This is a genomic window from Pseudazoarcus sp. NS34 (assembly GCF_059703725.1).
On sequence record NZ_BAAKIZ010000004.1, the window covers coordinates 351,611 to 368,445 of the forward strand.

The window sequence follows — 16,835 nt, forward strand, 5'->3', positions numbered from 1 at the left end:
CCTACAGATACGGATATCTAGAAGAGATGCGGCTCACCGGCAGGATCTGCGATTGGCGAGATGACAAGGGGTTCGGCTTCATCGAAGCGGAGGGCGGCGGGGCGCGCCTGTTCGCGCACGCCCGGGCCTTTGCCAACCGGCAGCGTCGGCCTGAAATCGGTGCGCAGGTCACGTATCTCGCCGGTACCGATGAGCGGGGGCGGGCCTGCGCAGTAAAGATTGCTTATGAGGGCGAGCGTTACGCCGCCTCTCCAACCAGCCGCGCAGCGCGGCCTGTGGCGCGCAGCAACGGCCCGGTGCTGTTTGCGGCGGGGTTTGTCGCCATGCTGACTGCGGCGGTGGCAACGGCCCGCGTGCCGCTGGAAGTTGCCGGGTTGTACGCGGCGGCAAGCGCGATCACTTTTGTGGCCTATGCGCTGGACAAGTCTGCCGCCCGGCAGGGCGGCTGGCGCACACAAGAAAGCACATTGCATTTGATGGCCCTGATCGGCGGCTGGCCGGGGGCGCTGGCAGCTCAACGCTGGCTTCGCCACAAGTCGAGCAAACGGTCATTCCAGACCATGTTCTGGATCACCGTGGTGCTGAACTGCGGCGGGCTGGCGTGGTTGCTCACCCCGGCGGGCGGCCACCACCTGAGCCAGGCTCTGGCAGCACTGCGCTCGATCCTCTGATCAAGCGCTGCGGCGGGCCGGCCGCGCGCCTCTGCTCCACGAGCCGGGCCCCACCGGCCCACGGCTACGTTCCTCATTCACGAACGTAAATGGCGCGTCGCACAACCCGCCAGAGACGCGGCAAAAGCCGCCTATCATCGCCGTATGGATTCATCCGCCGCCCACCCCCGTATCACCCACCGCAGCGTGCTGGCGCTGGCGGTGCCGGTAATGCTGTCGAACGTATCGACGCCGCTGATCGGCATCGTCGATACGGCGGTGGTCGGCCAAATTCCAGATCCGGCGCAGATCGGCGCGGTGGCAGTGGCCGCACTGGTGTTCACCTTCGTGTTCTGGGCCTTCGGTTTTCTGCGCATGGGCACGACAGGGCTCACCGCGCAGGCGCTGGGGGCGCGCGACGGAGACGAGGTGCTGGCCTGTCTGGGGCGGTCGCTGTTGATCGCTGCGGCCGTGGGTGTGGCGCTGATTGTGCTGCAGTGGCCGATCCGTGAGGCGGCCTTTGCACTGCTCGATGGGGGCGCTCGCGTCGAGGGGCTCGCCCGCGAGTATTTCGACCTCCGCATCTGGGCAGCCCCGGCCACGCTGGCCAACTACGCGCTGCTGGGCTGGTTCATCGGACGCGGGCGGGCTGGCACGGCGCTGCTGCTGCAACTGACGCTCAATCTCTCCAACGTGGCGCTGGACGTATTGTTCGTGCTCGGCCTTGGCATGGGCGTGGCCGGGGTGGCGCTGGGTACGCTGCTGGCCGAGTGCATCGCGGCCGGCCTCGGGCTGGCGCTGGCATGGGTGCATGTGCGCGGCGTGGACGGCCGCTGGTCGCGCGCACGACTGCTGGATGCGACGCGGCTGGCGCGCACGCTGGCGGTGAACCGCGACATCATGATCCGCTCGATGGCGCTGATCTTCATGTCGCTGTGGTTTGTCGCGCACGGCGCGAAGCAAGGCGAGGTCGTGCTGGCAGCCAATGCAGTGCTGATGCACTTCGTCGCCACGGCTTCGTACTTTCTCGACGGGCTGGCCTTCGCCGCAGAGGCGCTGGTGGGCCGCGCGGTGGGCGCGGCGAAGCGTGCGATGTTCGATGCCGCTGTGTTCGTCACCACGCTGTGGGCGGTGGTTTTGGCCGGCGCGCTATCACTGGCCTTCCTGCTGGGCGGCCCTGCGGTAATCGACCTCCTGACAGTCGACGCCGCCACGCGAGAGGCGGCGCGCGCGCATCTGGCGTGGGCGGCGCTAGCGCCGCTGGTGGGGGTGTGGGCCTTCCAGCTCGACGGGGTATTCATCGGCGCCACACACACCGCCGAGATGCGCCGCTCGATGCTGCTGTCGCTGGCCATCTTTCTCGCCGCCTGGTGGCTGCTGCGCGGCTGGGGCAATCACGGGCTATGGGCGGCGTATCACGTGAGCTATGTGGCGCGGGCACTTACTCTTGGGCGGTCTTTTCCGCGACTGGCGAGGTCGGTCGGAGCGGCACCTTAAAGCGGCCGAGGAATACAGAGCACCTCATCGCCTACGCGGATGCGGCCACCCTGCAGCACGCGGGCGGTGACCCCGCCATGTCCGCGCATGGCATTGAATCCGCCGGGACCGAGCACCTCTTCCATACGCGAACAGGGGTCACACGACCCGGTGATTTCGAGCACCGCTTCACCCAGCTGCAGCACCAGCGGGCGGTCCTTGAACAGGCTGCGGGTGGCGAGCAGGTTGAGGCCGGAGATGACGAGGTTGCGACGCAGCTCGGCGGCCTCCACGCTGGCACGGCCGGCAAAGGCGGCGATCACCGGCAGGTGTTCGGCCTGCAACAGGGTGACCTGACGCTTGCCGCCGCCGGGACGGCTGGGCGGCGCGAAGGACGAGCGGTCGCCATCGAGCCCGCGCTCGGCCAGCGCTTCGATTTCGGTTACAGACTTTACGGGCTGCAGACGTGCCGGACGCAGGAAAATGGCTTCCACGCAGCCTGCGCGCGGATGGCGAGCGGTGATGTTGCGCATCGACGGCTCGTCGAGGTCGATGTCCTCGCCGGTGGTCATTCGGGATCTTTCTCGTCGGCAGGCAGCTGTGCCGCCTCCTTGCGCTGGACCATGTAGCGGCGGATGCCGATGCCGACAAAGGCCACGGTGAACACCAGCCCGAGGAAGCGCACTACGCCGGCCAGCGGTTCCAGATCTGGATCGCCGGTGCCGATGAGGATTGTCGGGATCAGGAACACGCCGATAGCCAGCCCGCCGGCCGCGAGCTTGGCCGAGAAGATCCAGTCCGAGCGCAGGGCGATCTGGTAGAGGCGCTCGTTGCGTTTGAAGCGGTTTCGCATCAGCGGTGGCCATGGGAAGAAGAATCGAAGGCGCATCTTACCGCCCGGGTTTCGGGGTACAAAGGAAACCGGCAGCCACACGGCGGTCGCTGGGCCAGCAACTGAACAACTATCCGCGAAGGAGATTGGCCATGCAGCACATTCATCGCATCGCAATGGCGGCACTGATGGCGCTTTTCGCACATGTGGCCGCCGCAGAATCGGACCTGACCGGCTCTTATGTGGGCATTCTGCCGTGCGCCGACTGCCCGGGTGTTGAATTGCGGCTCGACCTGCTTGAAGACGGCACGTTCCACCAGCGCAGCGTTTATCGCGAACGCAACCGCAGCTTCGACCGTGTTGGCCGCTGGGCGCTGCAGGACGGCAAGCTGGAGTTGCGCTACGGGCACGGCGAGCAACGGCAGCTGAGCTACGGCCGGGGTTCACTGACCCTGCTCGACACCGACGGCCGGCCAATCACGTCGCAACTCAACTACACGCTGAACCGCTCGTCACTGCTCAGCCCCATCGAGCCGCGCGTGACGCTCGACGGCCAGTTCACCTACTTCGCCGACAGCGCACAGCTCGAAGACTGCGCCACCGGGCGACGCATGCCGGTGGCGATGGAAGGCGGCTATCTGCAACTGGAACGGGCCTGGAGCCGCAGCCGCGCGAACCTGCAGCGTGCGCTGCCGGTGCGGGTGGAAGCGCGCATCGTGCAGCGCGTGAACATGGAAGGGCCGCGGCGCCCGACGGTGATCGTCGAGCGCGTGGTGCAAACCGGCACGCCGGTAAGCTGCACGCCGCGCGCACCGGCTCCTGCTGTTGCCCCGATGCCCCCGCCGCGACCACAACCGGCTGCGGCCGCGCCGGACCGCGTGCAGCAAACCTTTCAACCCGCGCCGGCACCGGCTGCAACACCAGCGCCCTCCGTCGCGACTCGCCCGACGCCTGCTCCGGCGCCGCGACCCGCGCAGCCCACTCAGCCATCGCCCACGCTGCACGGCACGCAATGGCGGCTGGTACAGCTGGGAGAAAGCGAAATCGTGGTCACCGACAGTGAGCGCACGCCCTACCTGATGTTTGCGCCGAGCGAATCACCTCGCGTATCGGGCTCGACGGGCTGCAACCGCTTCAAGGGCGGCACAACGATGGCGGGTGGCTCAATTCTGTTCGGCGGCATCATGGCGACGAAGATGGCCTGCGTCGGCGGCCCTGACATCGAGGCGCAGTTCCTCGATGCACTCGACAAGGCGCGCAGCTGGCGCATCAGCGGCAATCACTTCGAACTGTCGGGCAGCGACGGCCGGCTGGTGGCGCGCTTCGTGGCGGTGCGCTGAGGCGCCGGCAGCTCGCACACCGCATCCGGCTTGCGCCACAGCTTGCGCACACGCAACACCAGTCGGTAGCCGACCTCCAGCAGATGCACGATGCCCGGCAGCGCAGCGATGCGCCCGGGCACGCGCAGCCGCGGCAGGTGCTGCCACATCAACGCAAAGCCCAGCGCCCCCGAGGCCAGTCGGCCGTCCGGGCGACGCACATGGAAGCGCGCCATGGCGGCCTCGAGATCGAGATCATCGCCCAGGGCTTCCGGGTCGGCTGCGACCAGGTTCACCCAAGTGATGTTCTCAGCACCGGGCTGGCGCTGATAGAAGCCGATTTCACGTCGACACAGCGGGCAGCCACCGTCGTAGTAAACGGTGAGTCGCGTTTGAGTCATGCATTCTCCGGAGAATCAAAGAGGTCGGCGGGCACATTGCTGCTTGCACCGGACGATGTAGTGCGCTGGAGACTGTAATGGCTCCCCTACGAACTTTGCGCGGCGTTCTTGTCCTAGACACGAGCACTCACACAGACCCCAGCCACACCCGCAAGTTCGCCCGCCGCGGGTCAGCGCCCGCGCACCCAGACCATTTTGTGACGGCCCGAAGGGGCAACCGGAGATTTGAATGAACACCGCAGGCACTTCCTCGCCGATGTTGGCACGCTGGCTCGGCTTCGGCGGGCTGATTCCTTTCGTCGGCCTGGCCGCGCTGGTGCTTGCCGACCCCGCCAATGCCGTGCGTTGGTCTTTTGTATTGCTCAATTACGGTGCGGTGATCGTGAGTTTCGTTGGCGCATTGCACTGGGGGTTCGCGATGCTGTGGCCGCAGCCGGCCGAAGCGCTGCGTACCCGTCTGATGGCTTGGTCGGTGGTGCCGGCGTTGGGCGCATGGATAGCGCTGCTGTTGCCGGCCTCAATCGGTCTGGCCTTCCTGGCAGGCCTGCTGGCGGTGCATTTCGTGTTCGACATCGCGCTGCGGCACCACCGCGTTCTGCCCGCCTGGTACCCCCGGCTGCGTACGGTGCTTACGCTGGGAGCGGTACTCAGCCTGCTCGCGGCTGCTGCAGTATCGTGAGCGCGAAAGTTGCCGTGATCGGCGCCGGCATTGCCGGTCTGTCGTGCGCTCAACGCCTGCAGGCAGCCGGCCTTGCTGTCGAGGTGTTCGAGAAGAGCCGCGGACCGGGCGGGCGCAGCCTCACGCGGCGTGGCGATGGCTGGCAGGCGGACCACGGCGCGCAATACTTCACCGCACGAGACGCCGGCTTTCGGGCAGCCGTGGAAGACTGGCTGGCCGACGGAATCGTCGCCGCCTGGCCAGCTCGCATCGTGAGCTTCGACGCTGATGGGAGTCAGCGCCCGGTTTCCGGCGGTGAACCCCGCTTCGTCGGCACACCGCGCATGTCGGCCATCGGCCGTCATCTGAGCGAGGGGCTCGCGGTACGCTACGACACACATGTGAATGCACTGCGCCGCGATGAAGAAGGCTGGTTGCTGGACACCACACCAGCCGGGGAGCCCCAGCAGCGCTATTCGGGCGTGGTCGTGACACTGCCTTCGCCGCAGGCCGCAACGCTGCTTCGCGACGTCGCTCCGTGCCTGGCCGAGCTCGCTTCAGACTGCGCGATGCGCGGCTGTCACGCCTTGATCGCTCGCTACTCGACCGACCTCGGCCTGCCTTTTGATGCTGCGTTCGTCAACGACGGAGGACTGTCGTGGGTCGCGTGCGACTCGTCAAAACCGGGGCGTCCGGCGGGTCACACCTGGGTGCTCCACGCGCCGCATGACCATGATGCGGGCTTCGATGCGAGCCCGGAAGCAGTCATAGAAACGATGCTCGAAGCCTTTGTACGTTTGGGTGCGCGAAGACCGGATGCGGTCACTCTCCACCGCTGGCGGTTCGCCCAGAACGCTTCGGACTGCGCTACCGGATCACTGTGGGCCGAGGACCTGGGCCTCGGCTTGGCCGGTGACTGGCTTCACGGCGGGCGCATCGAAGGCGCCTGGCTCAGCGGCCAACGCCTGGCAGACCGCGTGATAGCCGCAAAAGCCGGCAGGGGTCAGCGCTCGAACTCCACCCCGTAACGGCTCTTCAGAAACTTGCGCAGGTAATCGAGCACTTCGGGCCGGGTCTTGGTCAGCGGGGTACGGATGCGCCGCAACTCGTCGCCGTAGAGCACGGGGTAACCACCCAGCTGATCGCGCGCATCGGTGTGGAATGCCGCGTCGCGCACCATTGCCGCGATGGCCGTCTTCACCGTCTGGGCTTGTTCTGACGGCGTATCTCCGTGCATCCAAAGGCTGGCTCGTGCCTGCTGCACCAGCGGCACCACCATCCGGAAGGCATCCCACGCCGGCCCGGCAGGCGCCCGACCATATATGCGCTGATAGAGCGCCGGGGCAGTCATCAGATCCGGCACCGCTGGATCGGAGATGGAGTTTCCGGCGTCGTCGAAGAAGCCGATGGCGTACAACGGCACCACCCTGCGCAAGCGTACAAGCGGTTCGAGCCGCGCGAGATAGACCGGGGTTGCCTGAGTGTTGATCGTAAGCTCGCCGCGCTCGAACGCCATCAGCGTCTCGCCGCGGCCGCCGAATCCGGGCACCGGGCGGTAGTCCAGATCAAACAGTTCCAGCGTGATCAGGGATTCGATCTGGCCGATGGGATCATTGATGCCCTTGGTCGGACGCCCCTGCATGTTGCGGATGTCTGTCGGGGCGGAGATGCCAGCATCGGACGAAACCACGGTGACGTGCCCCATTGGCGCTGCCAGCAGTGGATCATGCCTGGAGAAATCAAGCTCCAGCCCGCGCAGACCAAGCATGGCGCGAAGCTTGAGGTGACCTGACGCCGCCAGCAGTGTCAGCGGGCCGCCGGCAGGCGATGCAGCAAAGGCATTGGCCCCGGTAACGCCGCCGACCCCGGTGATGTTGTCCACCACCACCTGTGGATTGCCCGGCAGATGCTTGCCGAGATGTCGTGCAACGAGGCGGGCAAAGGTGTCGGTGCCGCCGCCTTCGGAGAACGGCACGATGATCCGCACGGTGTCGGCCCGCACACTCAGGGCGGCGCACGACAGCAGGGCGAGCAGAACGAAACTCAGGATCCGGGACAACGAGTGCATGGGCAATCTCCAGCTTGCTGCCCCATTTATCCACGCATATGTTTCGCTTGCAAGCGCGTAGCCCAAAGAAAAACGGACCCCGCGGGGTCCGTTTTTCTGATGCTGCGGATAAGGCTGTGTTCCACCTCTCGCCCCGCGGGGCGATTCGCCGCTCAGCGGGGCAACAGGCTCTCGCCCATCAGGAACTCATCCACAGCGCGCGCCGCTTGACGACCCTCGCGCAACGCGGGCCTTGGCCCGCGTTCCAACAACTCCCCGCCCTTGGGCGATTCGCCGTTCAGCGGGGAAGGAGGCTCTCACCCATGAGGTACTCATCGACGGCACGAGCAGCTTGACGACCCTCGCGAATCGCCCACACGACCAGGCTCTGGCCGCGACGCACGTCACCTGCTGCGAAGACCTTGTCGACGTTGGTGGCGTAGCAACCGGCGCCATCGGTCGTAGCACTGGCGTTGCCGCGCTTGTCCTTGTCCACGCCGAAGGCGTCGAGCAGGCCGCCGACCGGATGGACGAAGCCCATAGCGAACAGCACGAGGTCGGCCTTGAGCTCGAACTCGGTGCCCGGCACCTCGACCATGCGGCCGTCCTTGAACTCGATGCGGCAGGCGCGCAGGCCGGTTACCTTGCCGTCCTTGCCGAGGAATTCCTTGGTGGCGACGGCGAAGTCGCGCTCGCAGCCTTCCTCGTGCGAGGACGAGGTGCGCAGCTTGACCGGCCAGTACGGCCACGTCAGGTTCTTGTTCTCCTGCTCGGGCGGCATCGGCATCAGCTCGAACTGGGTCACCGAAGCGGCACCGTGGCGGTTGGAGGTGCCGACGCAGTCGGAGCCGGTGTCACCACCGCCGATCACGACCACGTGCTTGCCCTTGGCGGAAATCGGGTTGGCCGGGCCACCACCGACTTCCTTGTTCTGCGGAACCAGGAATTCCATCGCGAAATGCACGCCGGAAAGCTCACGCCCCGGCACCGGCAGATCGCGCGGCACTTCCGAACCACCGGCAAGGATGACGGCGTCGAAATCTTTCTTGAGCTGATCACCACTGACGACTTCGGTCGCATCGTTATTGATGCCGGCCGGCACGCTCTTGTCGCCGACAATGACGCCGGTACGGAAAGTCACGCCTTCAGCCTGCATCTGCTCGACGCGGCGCTCGACCAGATGCTTTTCCATCTTGAAGTCGGGAATGCCGTAGCGCAGCAGGCCACCGACAGCGTCGCTCTTCTCGAACACGGTGACGTCATGCCCGACACGCGCGAGTTGCTGCGCGGCGGCCATGCCGGCCGGGCCGGAGCCGACCACGGCAACCTTCTTGCCGGTCTTGGCCTTCGGCGGCTGCGGCTTGACCCAGCCCTCTTCCCAGGCTTTGTCGATGATGGCGTGTTCGATCGACTTGATGCCGACCGCGTCATCATTGATGTTCAGCGTGCATGCTGCCTCGCACGGGGCGGGGCAGATACGGCCGGTGAACTCCGGGAAGTTGTTGGTGGAGTGCAGCACTTCGATGGCTTCGTGCCACTGATTGCGGAACACCAGGTCATTCCAGTCGGGAATGATGTTGTTCACAGGACAGCCCGTGTTGCAGAACGGAATGCCACAGTCCATGCAGCGCGCGCCCTGGATGGCGGCCTGCTTGTCGTCCAGACGCAGGACGAACTCGCGATAGCTCTTCAGGCGTTCCGGAACAGGCGCGTAGGCCTCGGATAGACGCTCGTACTCAATGAATCCGGTTGGCTTGCCCATTTGTTACGCGGCCTCCAGTTGCTTCTGACGCAGCGCGGCGATCTCGCCAAGCGCGCGACGGTATTCGTTCGGCATGACCTTGACGAACTTCGTCCGGTAGCCGTCCCAGTTATCGAGGAGCTCTTTCGCTCGCGCACTGCCGGTGAAGCGCAGGTGGCGCTCGATGAGTCCCTTGAGGATCAGTTCGTCGCCCATCTCGAGGTGGTCGATCTCGACGCGGCCGAGAGACTCCAACTCATCACCGGACTCGGAGCCCTTGCGGGCCTCGATCTCTTCCGGCAGCGGCTCAAGGGCGACCTGCGCCATGTTGCAGCGCGTCTCAAAATCGCCCTTCTCGTCGAGCACGTAGGCCACGCCGCCCGACATACCGGCAGCGAAGTTACGGCCCGTCGCGCCGAGTACGACCACGGTGCCGCCGGTCATGTACTCGCAGCCGTGGTCACCCACGCCTTCAACCACCGCCGTCGCGCCGGAGTTGCGCACCGCGAAACGTTCGCCGCCTACGCCGGCGAAGTACACCTCGCCTTCGGTGGCGCCGTACAGCACGGTGTTACCGACGATGATGTTGTCAGCCGTGGTGCCGCGGAACTCACTTACCGGACGCACGATGATGCGACCGCCCGAGAGCCCCTTGCCGACGTAGTCGTTGCCTTCGCCGAGCAGCTCCATCGTCACGCCACGCGTGAGGAAGGCACCGAAGCTCTGACCGGCCGTGCCGGTGAGGCGAATGTGGATGGTGTTGGTCGGCAGACCGGCGTGACCGAACTTCTCGGCCACGCGCCCGGACAGCATGGCGCCGACCGTACGGTTGACGTTCTTCACCGGCAGATTGATCTCGACCGCCTCCTCACGCTCCAGCGCGGGCTTGGCCAGCTCGATGAGCTGGTTGTCGAGCGCCTTCTCGAGGCCGTGATCCTGCGTCTCGGTGTGGAAGACCATCGTGCCGACGGCAACCGCCGGGCGATAGAAGATGCGGCTGTAGTCCAAGCCACGCGCCTTCCAGTGCGAAAGACCCTTCTTCATGTCGAGCAGGTCAGCACGGCCGATCAGGTCGTCGAACTTGCGAATGCCCAGCTGCGCCATGATTTCGCGCACTTCCTCGGCAACGAAGAAGAAGTAGTTCACGACATGTTCGGGCTGGCCAGTGAACTTCTTGCGCAGCACCGGATCCTGCGTGGCGACACCGACCGGGCAGGTGTTCAGATGGCACTTGCGCATCATGATGCAGCCTTCGACCACCAGCGGCGCGGTCGAGAAACCGAACTCGTCGGCGCCCAACAGCGCACCGATAACCACGTCGCGGCCCGTCTTCATCTGACCGTCGACCTGCAGACGGATGCGGTTACGCAGACCGTTGAGCACCAGGGTTTGCTGCGTTTCGGCCAGACCCAGTTCCCACGGCGAACCGGCATGCTTGATGGACGACAGCGGCGAAGCGCCGGTGCCGCCGTCATGGCCGGCGATGACGATGTGGTCGGACTTGGCCTTGGCCACGCCAGCAGCAATCGTGCCGACACCGATCTCGGAGACCAGCTTGGTCGACACGGCTGCGCGCGGGTTGGCGTTCTTGAGGTCGTGGATGAGCTGCGCCAGATCCTCAATGGAGTAGATGTCGTGGTGCGGCGGCGGCGAAATCAGGCCGACACCCGGCACCGAGTGACGCAGCGCGCCGATGTACTCGGATACCTTGTGACCCGGCAGCTGACCGCCCTCGCCGGGCTTGGCGCCCTGGGCCATCTTGATCTGGATCTGGTCGGCGTTGACCAGGTATTCGGTGGTGACACCGAAGCGGCCCGAAGCGACCTGCTTGATCGAGGAGCGCAGGCTGTCGCCGGCCTTGAGCTCGATGTCGCGCTCGACACGGCTCTCGCCGATGATCTGCGACAGGCTCGTAGCCTGGGTGATGGGCTTGAAGCGCATCACGTCTTCACCGCCTTCGCCGGTATTCGACTTGCCACCGATACGGTTCATGGCGATGGCCAGCGTGGTGTGCGCTTCGGTCGAGATCGAGCCGAGCGACATGGCACCGGTGGCAAAGCGCTTGACGATGTCCTTGACCGACTCGACTTCGTCGAGCGGGATGGCCTGGGAAGCAACGCGGAACTCGAACAGACCACGCAGCGTCATGTGACGCTGGCTCTGGTCGTTGATGATCGCGGCGTATTCCTTGTAGGTGTCGTATTTGTCGGTACGCGTGGCGTGCTGCAGCTTGGCGATCGCATCCGGCGTCCACATGTGCTCTTCGCCGCGGACACGGAAAGCGTACTCGCCGCCCGCATCAAGCATGCCGGCGAGCACCGGGTCGGCACTGAACGCCTTGCGATGCAGACGGATGGCCTCTTCCATGACCTCGAACACACCGATGCCCTCGACCTGGCTGGTCGTGCCGGTGAAGTAGCGGTCGATGAAGGCTTGCTGGAGACCGACGGCTTCGAAGATCTGCGCACCGGTGTAGGACATGTAGGTCGAGATGCCCATCTTGGACATGACCTTCATCAGGCCCTTACCGATGGCCTTGACGAAGTGCCCGATGGCCTTGGCGCCTTCCTCGGCGCTGGCCGACATGGCCTGCAGGGTTTCCATCGCGAGGTAGGGGTGCACGGCTTCCGCGCCATAGCCAGCGAGCACGGCGAAGTGATGCACCTCGCGTGCGGTGCCGGTCTCGACGATCAGGCCGGCGCGCGTGCGCAGGCCCTTGGTGACCAGATGCTGGTGGATGGCGGACAGCGCCAGCAGCGCGGGAATCGCAACATTCTCGGCGTCGACGCGGCGGTCGGACACGATGAGGATGTTGTAGCCCTTCTGCACGGCGTCTTCGGCCTCGAAACACAGCGAAGCCAGGCGCGCTTCGACGCCTTCGTTGCCCCAATCGGTCGGGTAGCAGATGTCGAGCTCGAAGGAGCGGAACTTGTTGTGCGTGTAGCGCGAGATGTTGCGGATCTTGGCCATCGCGTCGAAGTCCAGCACCGGCTGGCTGACTTCAAGACGGAACGGCGGGTTGATCTCGTTGATCTCGAGCAGGTTGGGCTTGGGACCGACGAAGGACACCAGCGACATCACGAGCTGCTCGCGGATCGGGTCGATCGGCGGGTTGGTAACCTGCGCGAAGAGCTGGCGGAAGTAGTTGTAGAGCGGCTTCTCTTTGGACGACAGCACCGCCAGCGGCGAGTCATTGCCCATCGAACCACTGGCTTCCTCGCCGGCCTTGCCCATCGGCTCAAGAATGAACTTGATGTCTTCCTGGGTGTAACCGAACACCTGCTGACGGTCGAGCAGTTCGACCTTGCTGGCCGGCGGCTCGACGCCTTCGGGCAGGTTCAGGCCGTCGAGCTTGATGTTGATGCGGTTGAGCCAATCGCCATACGGCTTGGCGTTGGCGAGCGATTCCTTGAGCTCGGCATCGTCAATGATGCGGCCCTGCTCCATGTCGATCAGGAACATCTTGCCCGGCTGCAGACGCCACTTCTTGACGATCTTGCTCTCGGGGATCGGCAGCACGCCGGATTCCGAGGCCATCACGACGAGGTCGTCGTCGGTGACCAGGTAGCGCGCCGGGCGCAGACCGTTACGGTCGAGCGTGGCGCCGATCTGCCGGCCGTCGGTGAAAGCGACGGCGGCCGGACCGTCCCACGGCTCCATCATCGCAGCGTGGTATTCGTAGAAGTTGCGACGCTTCTCTTCCATGTGGGTGTGCGATTCCCAGGCTTCCGGGATCATCATCATCACCGCATGGGCGAGCGAATAGCCGCTCATCACCAGCAGTTCGAGCGCGTTGTCAAAGGCCGCGGAGTCGGACTGGCCGGGGTAGATCAGCGGCCAGATCTTCTCGAGGTCGGCACCGAGCAGCGGCGACGACACGCCTTTCTCGCGCGCACGCATCCAGTTGTAGTTGCCGCGCAGGGTGTTGATCTCGCCGTTGTGCGCAATGTAGCGGAACGGGTGGGCGAGGCTCCACTGCGGGAAGGTGTTGGTCGAGAAACGCTGGTGCACCAGCGCCAACGCCGAGACGGCGCGCGGGTCGACGAGGTCGGAGTAGTACTCGCCGACCTGATCGGCCAGCAGCAGGCCCTTGTAGTTCACCGTCGTGGCCGACATCGACACGAAGTAGAACTCTTTGCCATGCTGCAGGTTCAGGTTGCGGATGGCGTTGGCAGCGCGGCGGCGCGCGATGTAGAGCTTGCGCTCAAGCGCCTCCGGCACCATCACGTCTTCACCGCGGCCGACGAAGATCTGGCGGATCACCGGCTCCTGCGCACGCACGGTCGGCGACATCGGCATTTCGGCATTGGTGGGCACGTCACGCCAGGCCAGCACGACCTGACCTTCAGCACGCACGGCGCGCTCGATCTCGCCCTCACAGGCCAGACGCGAAGCACGTTCCTTGGGCAGGAACACCATGCCCACGCCATACTCGCCTGAGGCCGGCAGGGCCACGCCCTGGGCCGCGAGTTCTTCGCGATAGAGTTGATCAGGAACCTGGATCAGGATGCCCGCGCCGTCACCCTGCAGGGCATCGGCACCGACCGCACCACGATGGTCGAGATTCTTGAGGATTTCGAGGCCCTGCAGCACGATCTCATGGCTTCGTTTGCCCTTGATGTGGGCCACAAAGCCAACGCCGCAGGCGTCGTGTTCATTGGCGGGGTCGTACAGGCCCTGCTTGTGGGGGACATCCATCACGCGAATCCTTTAAACGACTAGGTCACCGGCAAAGCCGGGATCAAACAGGCGGCACGTAGTTCACGCTCGCGCCGCACACGGCACCGCAAAACCTTGGGCGCAAAAAACGGCCGGTGTTCTTACGCGTGCCTGATTCGGGCGCGGACACGGGCCGTGATGGTGCTTTAGCGGGTTGCAGACTATACCCCCAACGCCCCTCGGATTCAAGGGCTGAGGTTTTTGTCGGCGATCAGCCAGATTGGGCTAAGCCCATGACAAGTCAATGAATTTCACCGACCGCAAAGAGCCGACGATGCTCACGAATGGCGTAACGATCGGTCATGCCGGCGATGTAGTCGGCGATGGCGCGCGGCTTGTCGTCGCGCGACCGCTGCTGATACTGCGGCGGCAACAGACGCGGGTCGGCCATGAAAGCCGAAAACAGATCATTGATGATGCGTCGCGCCTTGTCGGTCATGCGCAGCACCTGATAGTGCCAATAAAGGTTCTCGCGCAGAAAGCGCTTGAGCTCCTGCAGCATCGACGCCATTTCGGGCGTGTAGGCCACCAGCCGGTCGGCGCGCCGGACGTCATCGAGGGATTCGACGCCGGAGGCGGCGATGTTGGTTCGCGTCGTCGCGATCAGATCGATCACGGTGTCGTTGATCATGCGCCGGATCGTCTCGTGGATCAGCTTGCGCCCGCTCAGGCCGGGCCACTGCGCTTCGACTTGTCTGCGGCGCTCTGCAAAGAGGGTGATCGCGTCGAGCTGTTCCAGCGTGATCAGGCCGGAACGCAGGCCATCGTCGACATCGTGGTTGTTATAGGCGATCTCGTCGGCAAGGTTGGTCAGCTGCGCTTCGAGCGAGGGCTGCGTGCCGTCGATAAAGCGTCGGCCGACATCGCCGAGCCGTTCCGCATTCGGGCGCGAACAATGCTTGAGGATGCCTTCACGCGTTTCGAAGGTGAGATTCAGCCCAGGGAAAGCGGCGTAATGCTCTTCCAGCTCGTCGACCGTGCGCAGCGACTGGAGATTGTGCTCGAACCCGCCGTAGGACTTCATGCACTCGTTGAGCGCATCCTGTCCGGCATGTCCGAAAGGCGTATGCCCGAGGTCATGTGCCAAGGCGACGGCTTCGGCCAGATCTTCATTCAGCGACAGCGCGCGCGCGATGTTGCGCGTGATCTGCGCAACTTCGAGACTGTGGGTAAGCCGCGTACGAAACAGGTCGCCTTCGTGGTTTACGAAGACTTGAGTTTTGTATTCGAGGCGGCGAAACGCGGTCGAGTGGATGATGCGATCGCGATCGCGCTGGAACTCGCTACGCTCGGAGGGCGCTGGCTCGGCATGACGCCGACCGGCCGAGTTCGCTTCGCTGACAGCCCACTGCGCCAGACCGCTCATGCGCAACACGTCTCGATGGCTGTCGAAATATCCGAAACCGGAACATCGCCGCGAATCACCGCCTTGCCGATGCGCTCAAGCAGTATCAGCCGCAGCTTGCCTTGCTCAACCTTCTTGTCGCCGGCCATCAGGTCCAGGTAGCGTGACACCGGCAGTTGCGGGCCGCGCACCGGCAGCTTCGCGCGCTCGAACAGCGCAGCGATACGTGCCACGTCCGCTGCAGTGATCATGCCAAGACGCTGGGAAAGCGTTGCCGCCATCATCGTGCCGGCGGCCACACCCTCTCCGTGCAGCCATTCGCCATAGCCCATACCGGCTTCAATGGCGTGGCCAAAAGTATGGCCGAGGTTCAGCAACGCACGGGCACCCTGCTCGGTCTCATCGGCCGCCACGACTTCCGCCTTGTTCGCGCATGAGCGCTCAATGGCGAAGGCCAGCGCCTCCGGGTCGCGTGCGAGCAGGCGCTCGATATTGGTTTCCAGCCACTCGAAAAGCGGCAAATCAGAAATGAGGCCGTACTTGATGATTTCCGCCAGACCCGCCGAAAGCTCGCGATCAGCCAATGTATTGAGCGTGTCAATGTCCGCCAGCACCAGCCGCGGCTGATAGAAGGCACCGATCATGTTCTTGCCGAGCGGGTGATTGATGGCGGTCTTGCCGCCCACCGAAGAATCAACTTGCGCCAGCAGCGTCGTCGGAATCTGGATGAAGGGCATTCCACGCTGATAGGTCGCAGCGGCAAAGCCACCCATGTCGCCGATAACACCACCACCCAACGCAACCAGCGTGGTCGAGCGCTCGCAACGTGCCTGCAGCAGCGCATCAAAAACGAGATTCAGCGTGGCCCAGTCTTTGTGCGACTCCCCGTCGGGCAGGACGACTCGATCGACGCCGACGCCTGCAGCCTCAAGGCTCGCGCACAAACGGTCGAGATAGAGCGGCGCCACCACGTCGTTGGTCACGACGACGGCACGGCGGGTTTTCAAATGGGGAAGCAGCAGGCTCGCATCGGACAAGAGACCACGACCGATGTGAATTGGATAGGCCCGGTCACCCAGGGCGACATTCAGAGTTCGCATGTTTCTGCTTGAAAGATTCGATCGCCGCTTCGAGCTGCCTCACCATTCCGGCAGGACTGCCCCGATTCCCGTCTACCACGATGTCCGCCACCTCTCGGTACAGCGGGTCGCGCTCACGGTACAAGGCTTCGATGCGCTCTCGCGGATTAGGAACCTGCAGCAGCGGGCGACTGCGGTCATTCCGAGTCCTTTCCCACAGTACGCGGGGCGGGACATTCAAGTACACCACGATACCACGACGTTTGAGCAGCGCACGGTTGTCGGGGCTCAGGACGACCCCACCCCCGGTACCGAGCACGACACCGGGGACCTCAACGAGCTCCTCGATGAGCTGAATCTCTCTGCGCCGGAAACCCGCCTCGCCCTCAATCTCGAAGATGGTGGCGACCTTCACGCCTGTGCGGGCCTCAAGCTCATGATCACAGTCAATGAACTCAAGGGCATGACGCTTGGCGTAGTCACGACCGACGGTACTCTTTCCTGCCCCCATCATCCCGACCAGGATGATGGGCTCTGCGCTGGCATTCACTCAAACGTTCCGCTTCCG

General features: G+C 64.7%; 14 protein-coding genes. 5 read left to right on the forward strand and 9 right to left on the reverse strand.

Annotated elements, in window-relative coordinates:
- The first annotated feature begins 26 nt into the window (after positions 1-26).
- Together AC6H0N_RS15040 and AC6H0N_RS15045 are read left to right on the forward strand one after the other, a co-directional pair.
- Positions 27-671 carry a DUF1294 domain-containing protein gene (locus AC6H0N_RS15040; protein WP_497574938.1) on the forward strand — a complete coding sequence of 215 codons (645 nt, stop codon included), beginning with the start codon at positions 27-29 and terminating at the stop codon, positions 669-671.
- A 144-nt stretch (positions 672-815) separates the two neighbouring features.
- A complete protein-coding gene (locus AC6H0N_RS15045) occupies positions 816-2,147 on the forward strand; it encodes an MATE family efflux transporter (protein WP_497574939.1) in 1,332 nt (443 codons plus the stop codon).
- Here the strand turns inward: AC6H0N_RS15045 and AC6H0N_RS15050 are convergent.
- Positions 2,144-2,698, reverse strand: a complete 555-nt coding sequence (locus tag AC6H0N_RS15050; protein ID WP_497574940.1) for an MOSC domain-containing protein — start codon at positions 2,696-2,698, stop codon at positions 2,144-2,146. The genes AC6H0N_RS15045 and AC6H0N_RS15050 overlap by 4 nt on opposite strands.
- Positions 2,695-2,979, reverse strand: a complete 285-nt coding sequence (locus tag AC6H0N_RS15055; RefSeq protein WP_497574941.1) for a hypothetical protein — start codon at positions 2,977-2,979, stop codon at positions 2,695-2,697. Before AC6H0N_RS15055 ends, AC6H0N_RS15050 begins: the two co-directional genes overlap by 4 nt.
- A gap of 131 nt (positions 2,980-3,110) precedes the next feature.
- On the opposite strand from AC6H0N_RS15055, the gene AC6H0N_RS15060 reads away from it, so the two are divergent.
- Positions 3,111-4,298: an META domain-containing protein gene (locus AC6H0N_RS15060; protein ID WP_497574942.1), complete on the forward strand. Its 1,188-nt coding sequence runs from the start codon at positions 3,111-3,113 to the stop codon at positions 4,296-4,298.
- Here the strand turns inward: AC6H0N_RS15060 and AC6H0N_RS15065 are convergent.
- Entirely contained in the window at positions 4,238-4,678 is a 441-nt protein-coding gene (locus tag AC6H0N_RS15065) for a thiol-disulfide oxidoreductase DCC family protein (RefSeq protein WP_497574943.1), read from the reverse strand. The two genes, AC6H0N_RS15060 and AC6H0N_RS15065, sit on opposite strands and share 61 nt — an antisense overlap.
- Before the next feature lie 229 nt (positions 4,679-4,907).
- On the opposite strand from AC6H0N_RS15065, the gene AC6H0N_RS15070 reads away from it, so the two are divergent.
- Both AC6H0N_RS15070 and AC6H0N_RS15075 read left to right on the forward strand, forming a co-directional pair.
- Positions 4,908-5,357, forward strand: coding sequence for a DUF3429 domain-containing protein (locus AC6H0N_RS15070; protein ID WP_497574944.1), 450 nt, complete (start codon positions 4,908-4,910; stop codon positions 5,355-5,357).
- Positions 5,354-6,364, forward strand: coding sequence for an NAD(P)/FAD-dependent oxidoreductase (locus AC6H0N_RS15075; RefSeq protein WP_497574945.1), 1,011 nt, complete (start codon positions 5,354-5,356; stop codon positions 6,362-6,364). Before AC6H0N_RS15070 ends, AC6H0N_RS15075 begins: the two co-directional genes overlap by 4 nt.
- Here the strand turns inward: AC6H0N_RS15075 and AC6H0N_RS15080 are convergent.
- From AC6H0N_RS15080 to AC6H0N_RS15105, 6 genes are all read right to left on the reverse strand, one after another.
- Complete coding sequence (locus AC6H0N_RS15080) at positions 6,340-7,404, reverse strand: hypothetical protein (protein WP_497574946.1); 1,065 nt, start codon at positions 7,402-7,404, stop codon at positions 6,340-6,342. The genes AC6H0N_RS15075 and AC6H0N_RS15080 overlap by 25 nt on opposite strands.
- Before the next feature lie 277 nt (positions 7,405-7,681).
- Positions 7,682-9,145 (reverse strand): glutamate synthase subunit beta, encoded by a 1,464-nt coding sequence (locus tag AC6H0N_RS15085; RefSeq protein ID WP_497574947.1) that lies wholly within the window; start codon positions 9,143-9,145, stop codon positions 7,682-7,684.
- A gap of 3 nt (positions 9,146-9,148) precedes the next feature.
- Positions 9,149-13,822 (reverse strand): glutamate synthase large subunit, encoded by a 4,674-nt coding sequence (gene gltB / locus AC6H0N_RS15090; protein WP_497574948.1) that lies wholly within the window; start codon positions 13,820-13,822, stop codon positions 9,149-9,151.
- Positions 13,823-14,084: 262 nt separating this feature from the next.
- Complete coding sequence (locus AC6H0N_RS15095; protein WP_497574949.1) at positions 14,085-15,209, reverse strand: deoxyguanosinetriphosphate triphosphohydrolase; 1,125 nt, start codon at positions 15,207-15,209, stop codon at positions 14,085-14,087.
- Positions 15,206-16,288, reverse strand: coding sequence for a 3-dehydroquinate synthase (aroB, locus tag AC6H0N_RS15100; protein WP_497574950.1), 1,083 nt, complete (start codon positions 16,286-16,288; stop codon positions 15,206-15,208). The genes AC6H0N_RS15095 and aroB overlap by 4 nt, the downstream gene beginning before the upstream one ends.
- Positions 16,260-16,817, reverse strand: coding sequence for a shikimate kinase (locus AC6H0N_RS15105; RefSeq protein ID WP_497574951.1), 558 nt, complete (start codon positions 16,815-16,817; stop codon positions 16,260-16,262). Before AC6H0N_RS15105 ends, aroB begins: the two co-directional genes overlap by 29 nt.
- Between the last annotated feature and the right edge of the window lie 18 nt (positions 16,818-16,835).

Coding starts and splice junctions, on each gene's coding strand:
- AC6H0N_RS15040 (WP_497574938.1), top strand. CDS start 27: ATGCGGCTCACCGGCAGGATCTGCGATTGGCGAGATGACAAGGGGTTC.
- AC6H0N_RS15045 (WP_497574939.1), top strand. CDS start 816: ATGGATTCATCCGCCGCCCACCCCCGTATCACCCACCGCAGCGTGCTG.
- AC6H0N_RS15050 (WP_497574940.1), bottom strand. CDS start 2,698: ATGACCACCGGCGAGGACATCGACCTCGACGAGCCGTCGATGCGCAAC.
- AC6H0N_RS15055 (WP_497574941.1), bottom strand. CDS start 2,979: ATGCGAAACCGCTTCAAACGCAACGAGCGCCTCTACCAGATCGCCCTG.
- AC6H0N_RS15060 (WP_497574942.1), top strand. CDS start 3,111: ATGCAGCACATTCATCGCATCGCAATGGCGGCACTGATGGCGCTTTTC.
- AC6H0N_RS15065 (WP_497574943.1), bottom strand. CDS start 4,678: ATGACTCAAACGCGACTCACCGTTTACTACGACGGTGGCTGCCCGCTG.
- AC6H0N_RS15070 (WP_497574944.1), top strand. CDS start 4,908: ATGAACACCGCAGGCACTTCCTCGCCGATGTTGGCACGCTGGCTCGGC.
- AC6H0N_RS15080 (WP_497574946.1), bottom strand. CDS start 7,404: ATGCACTCGTTGTCCCGGATCCTGAGTTTCGTTCTGCTCGCCCTGCTG.
- AC6H0N_RS15085 (WP_497574947.1), bottom strand. CDS start 9,145: ATGGGCAAGCCAACCGGATTCATTGAGTACGAGCGTCTATCCGAGGCC.
- gltB (WP_497574948.1), bottom strand. CDS start 13,822: ATGGATGTCCCCCACAAGCAGGGCCTGTACGACCCCGCCAATGAACAC.
- AC6H0N_RS15095 (WP_497574949.1), bottom strand. CDS start 15,209: ATGAGCGGTCTGGCGCAGTGGGCTGTCAGCGAAGCGAACTCGGCCGGT.
- aroB (WP_497574950.1), bottom strand. CDS start 16,288: ATGCGAACTCTGAATGTCGCCCTGGGTGACCGGGCCTATCCAATTCAC.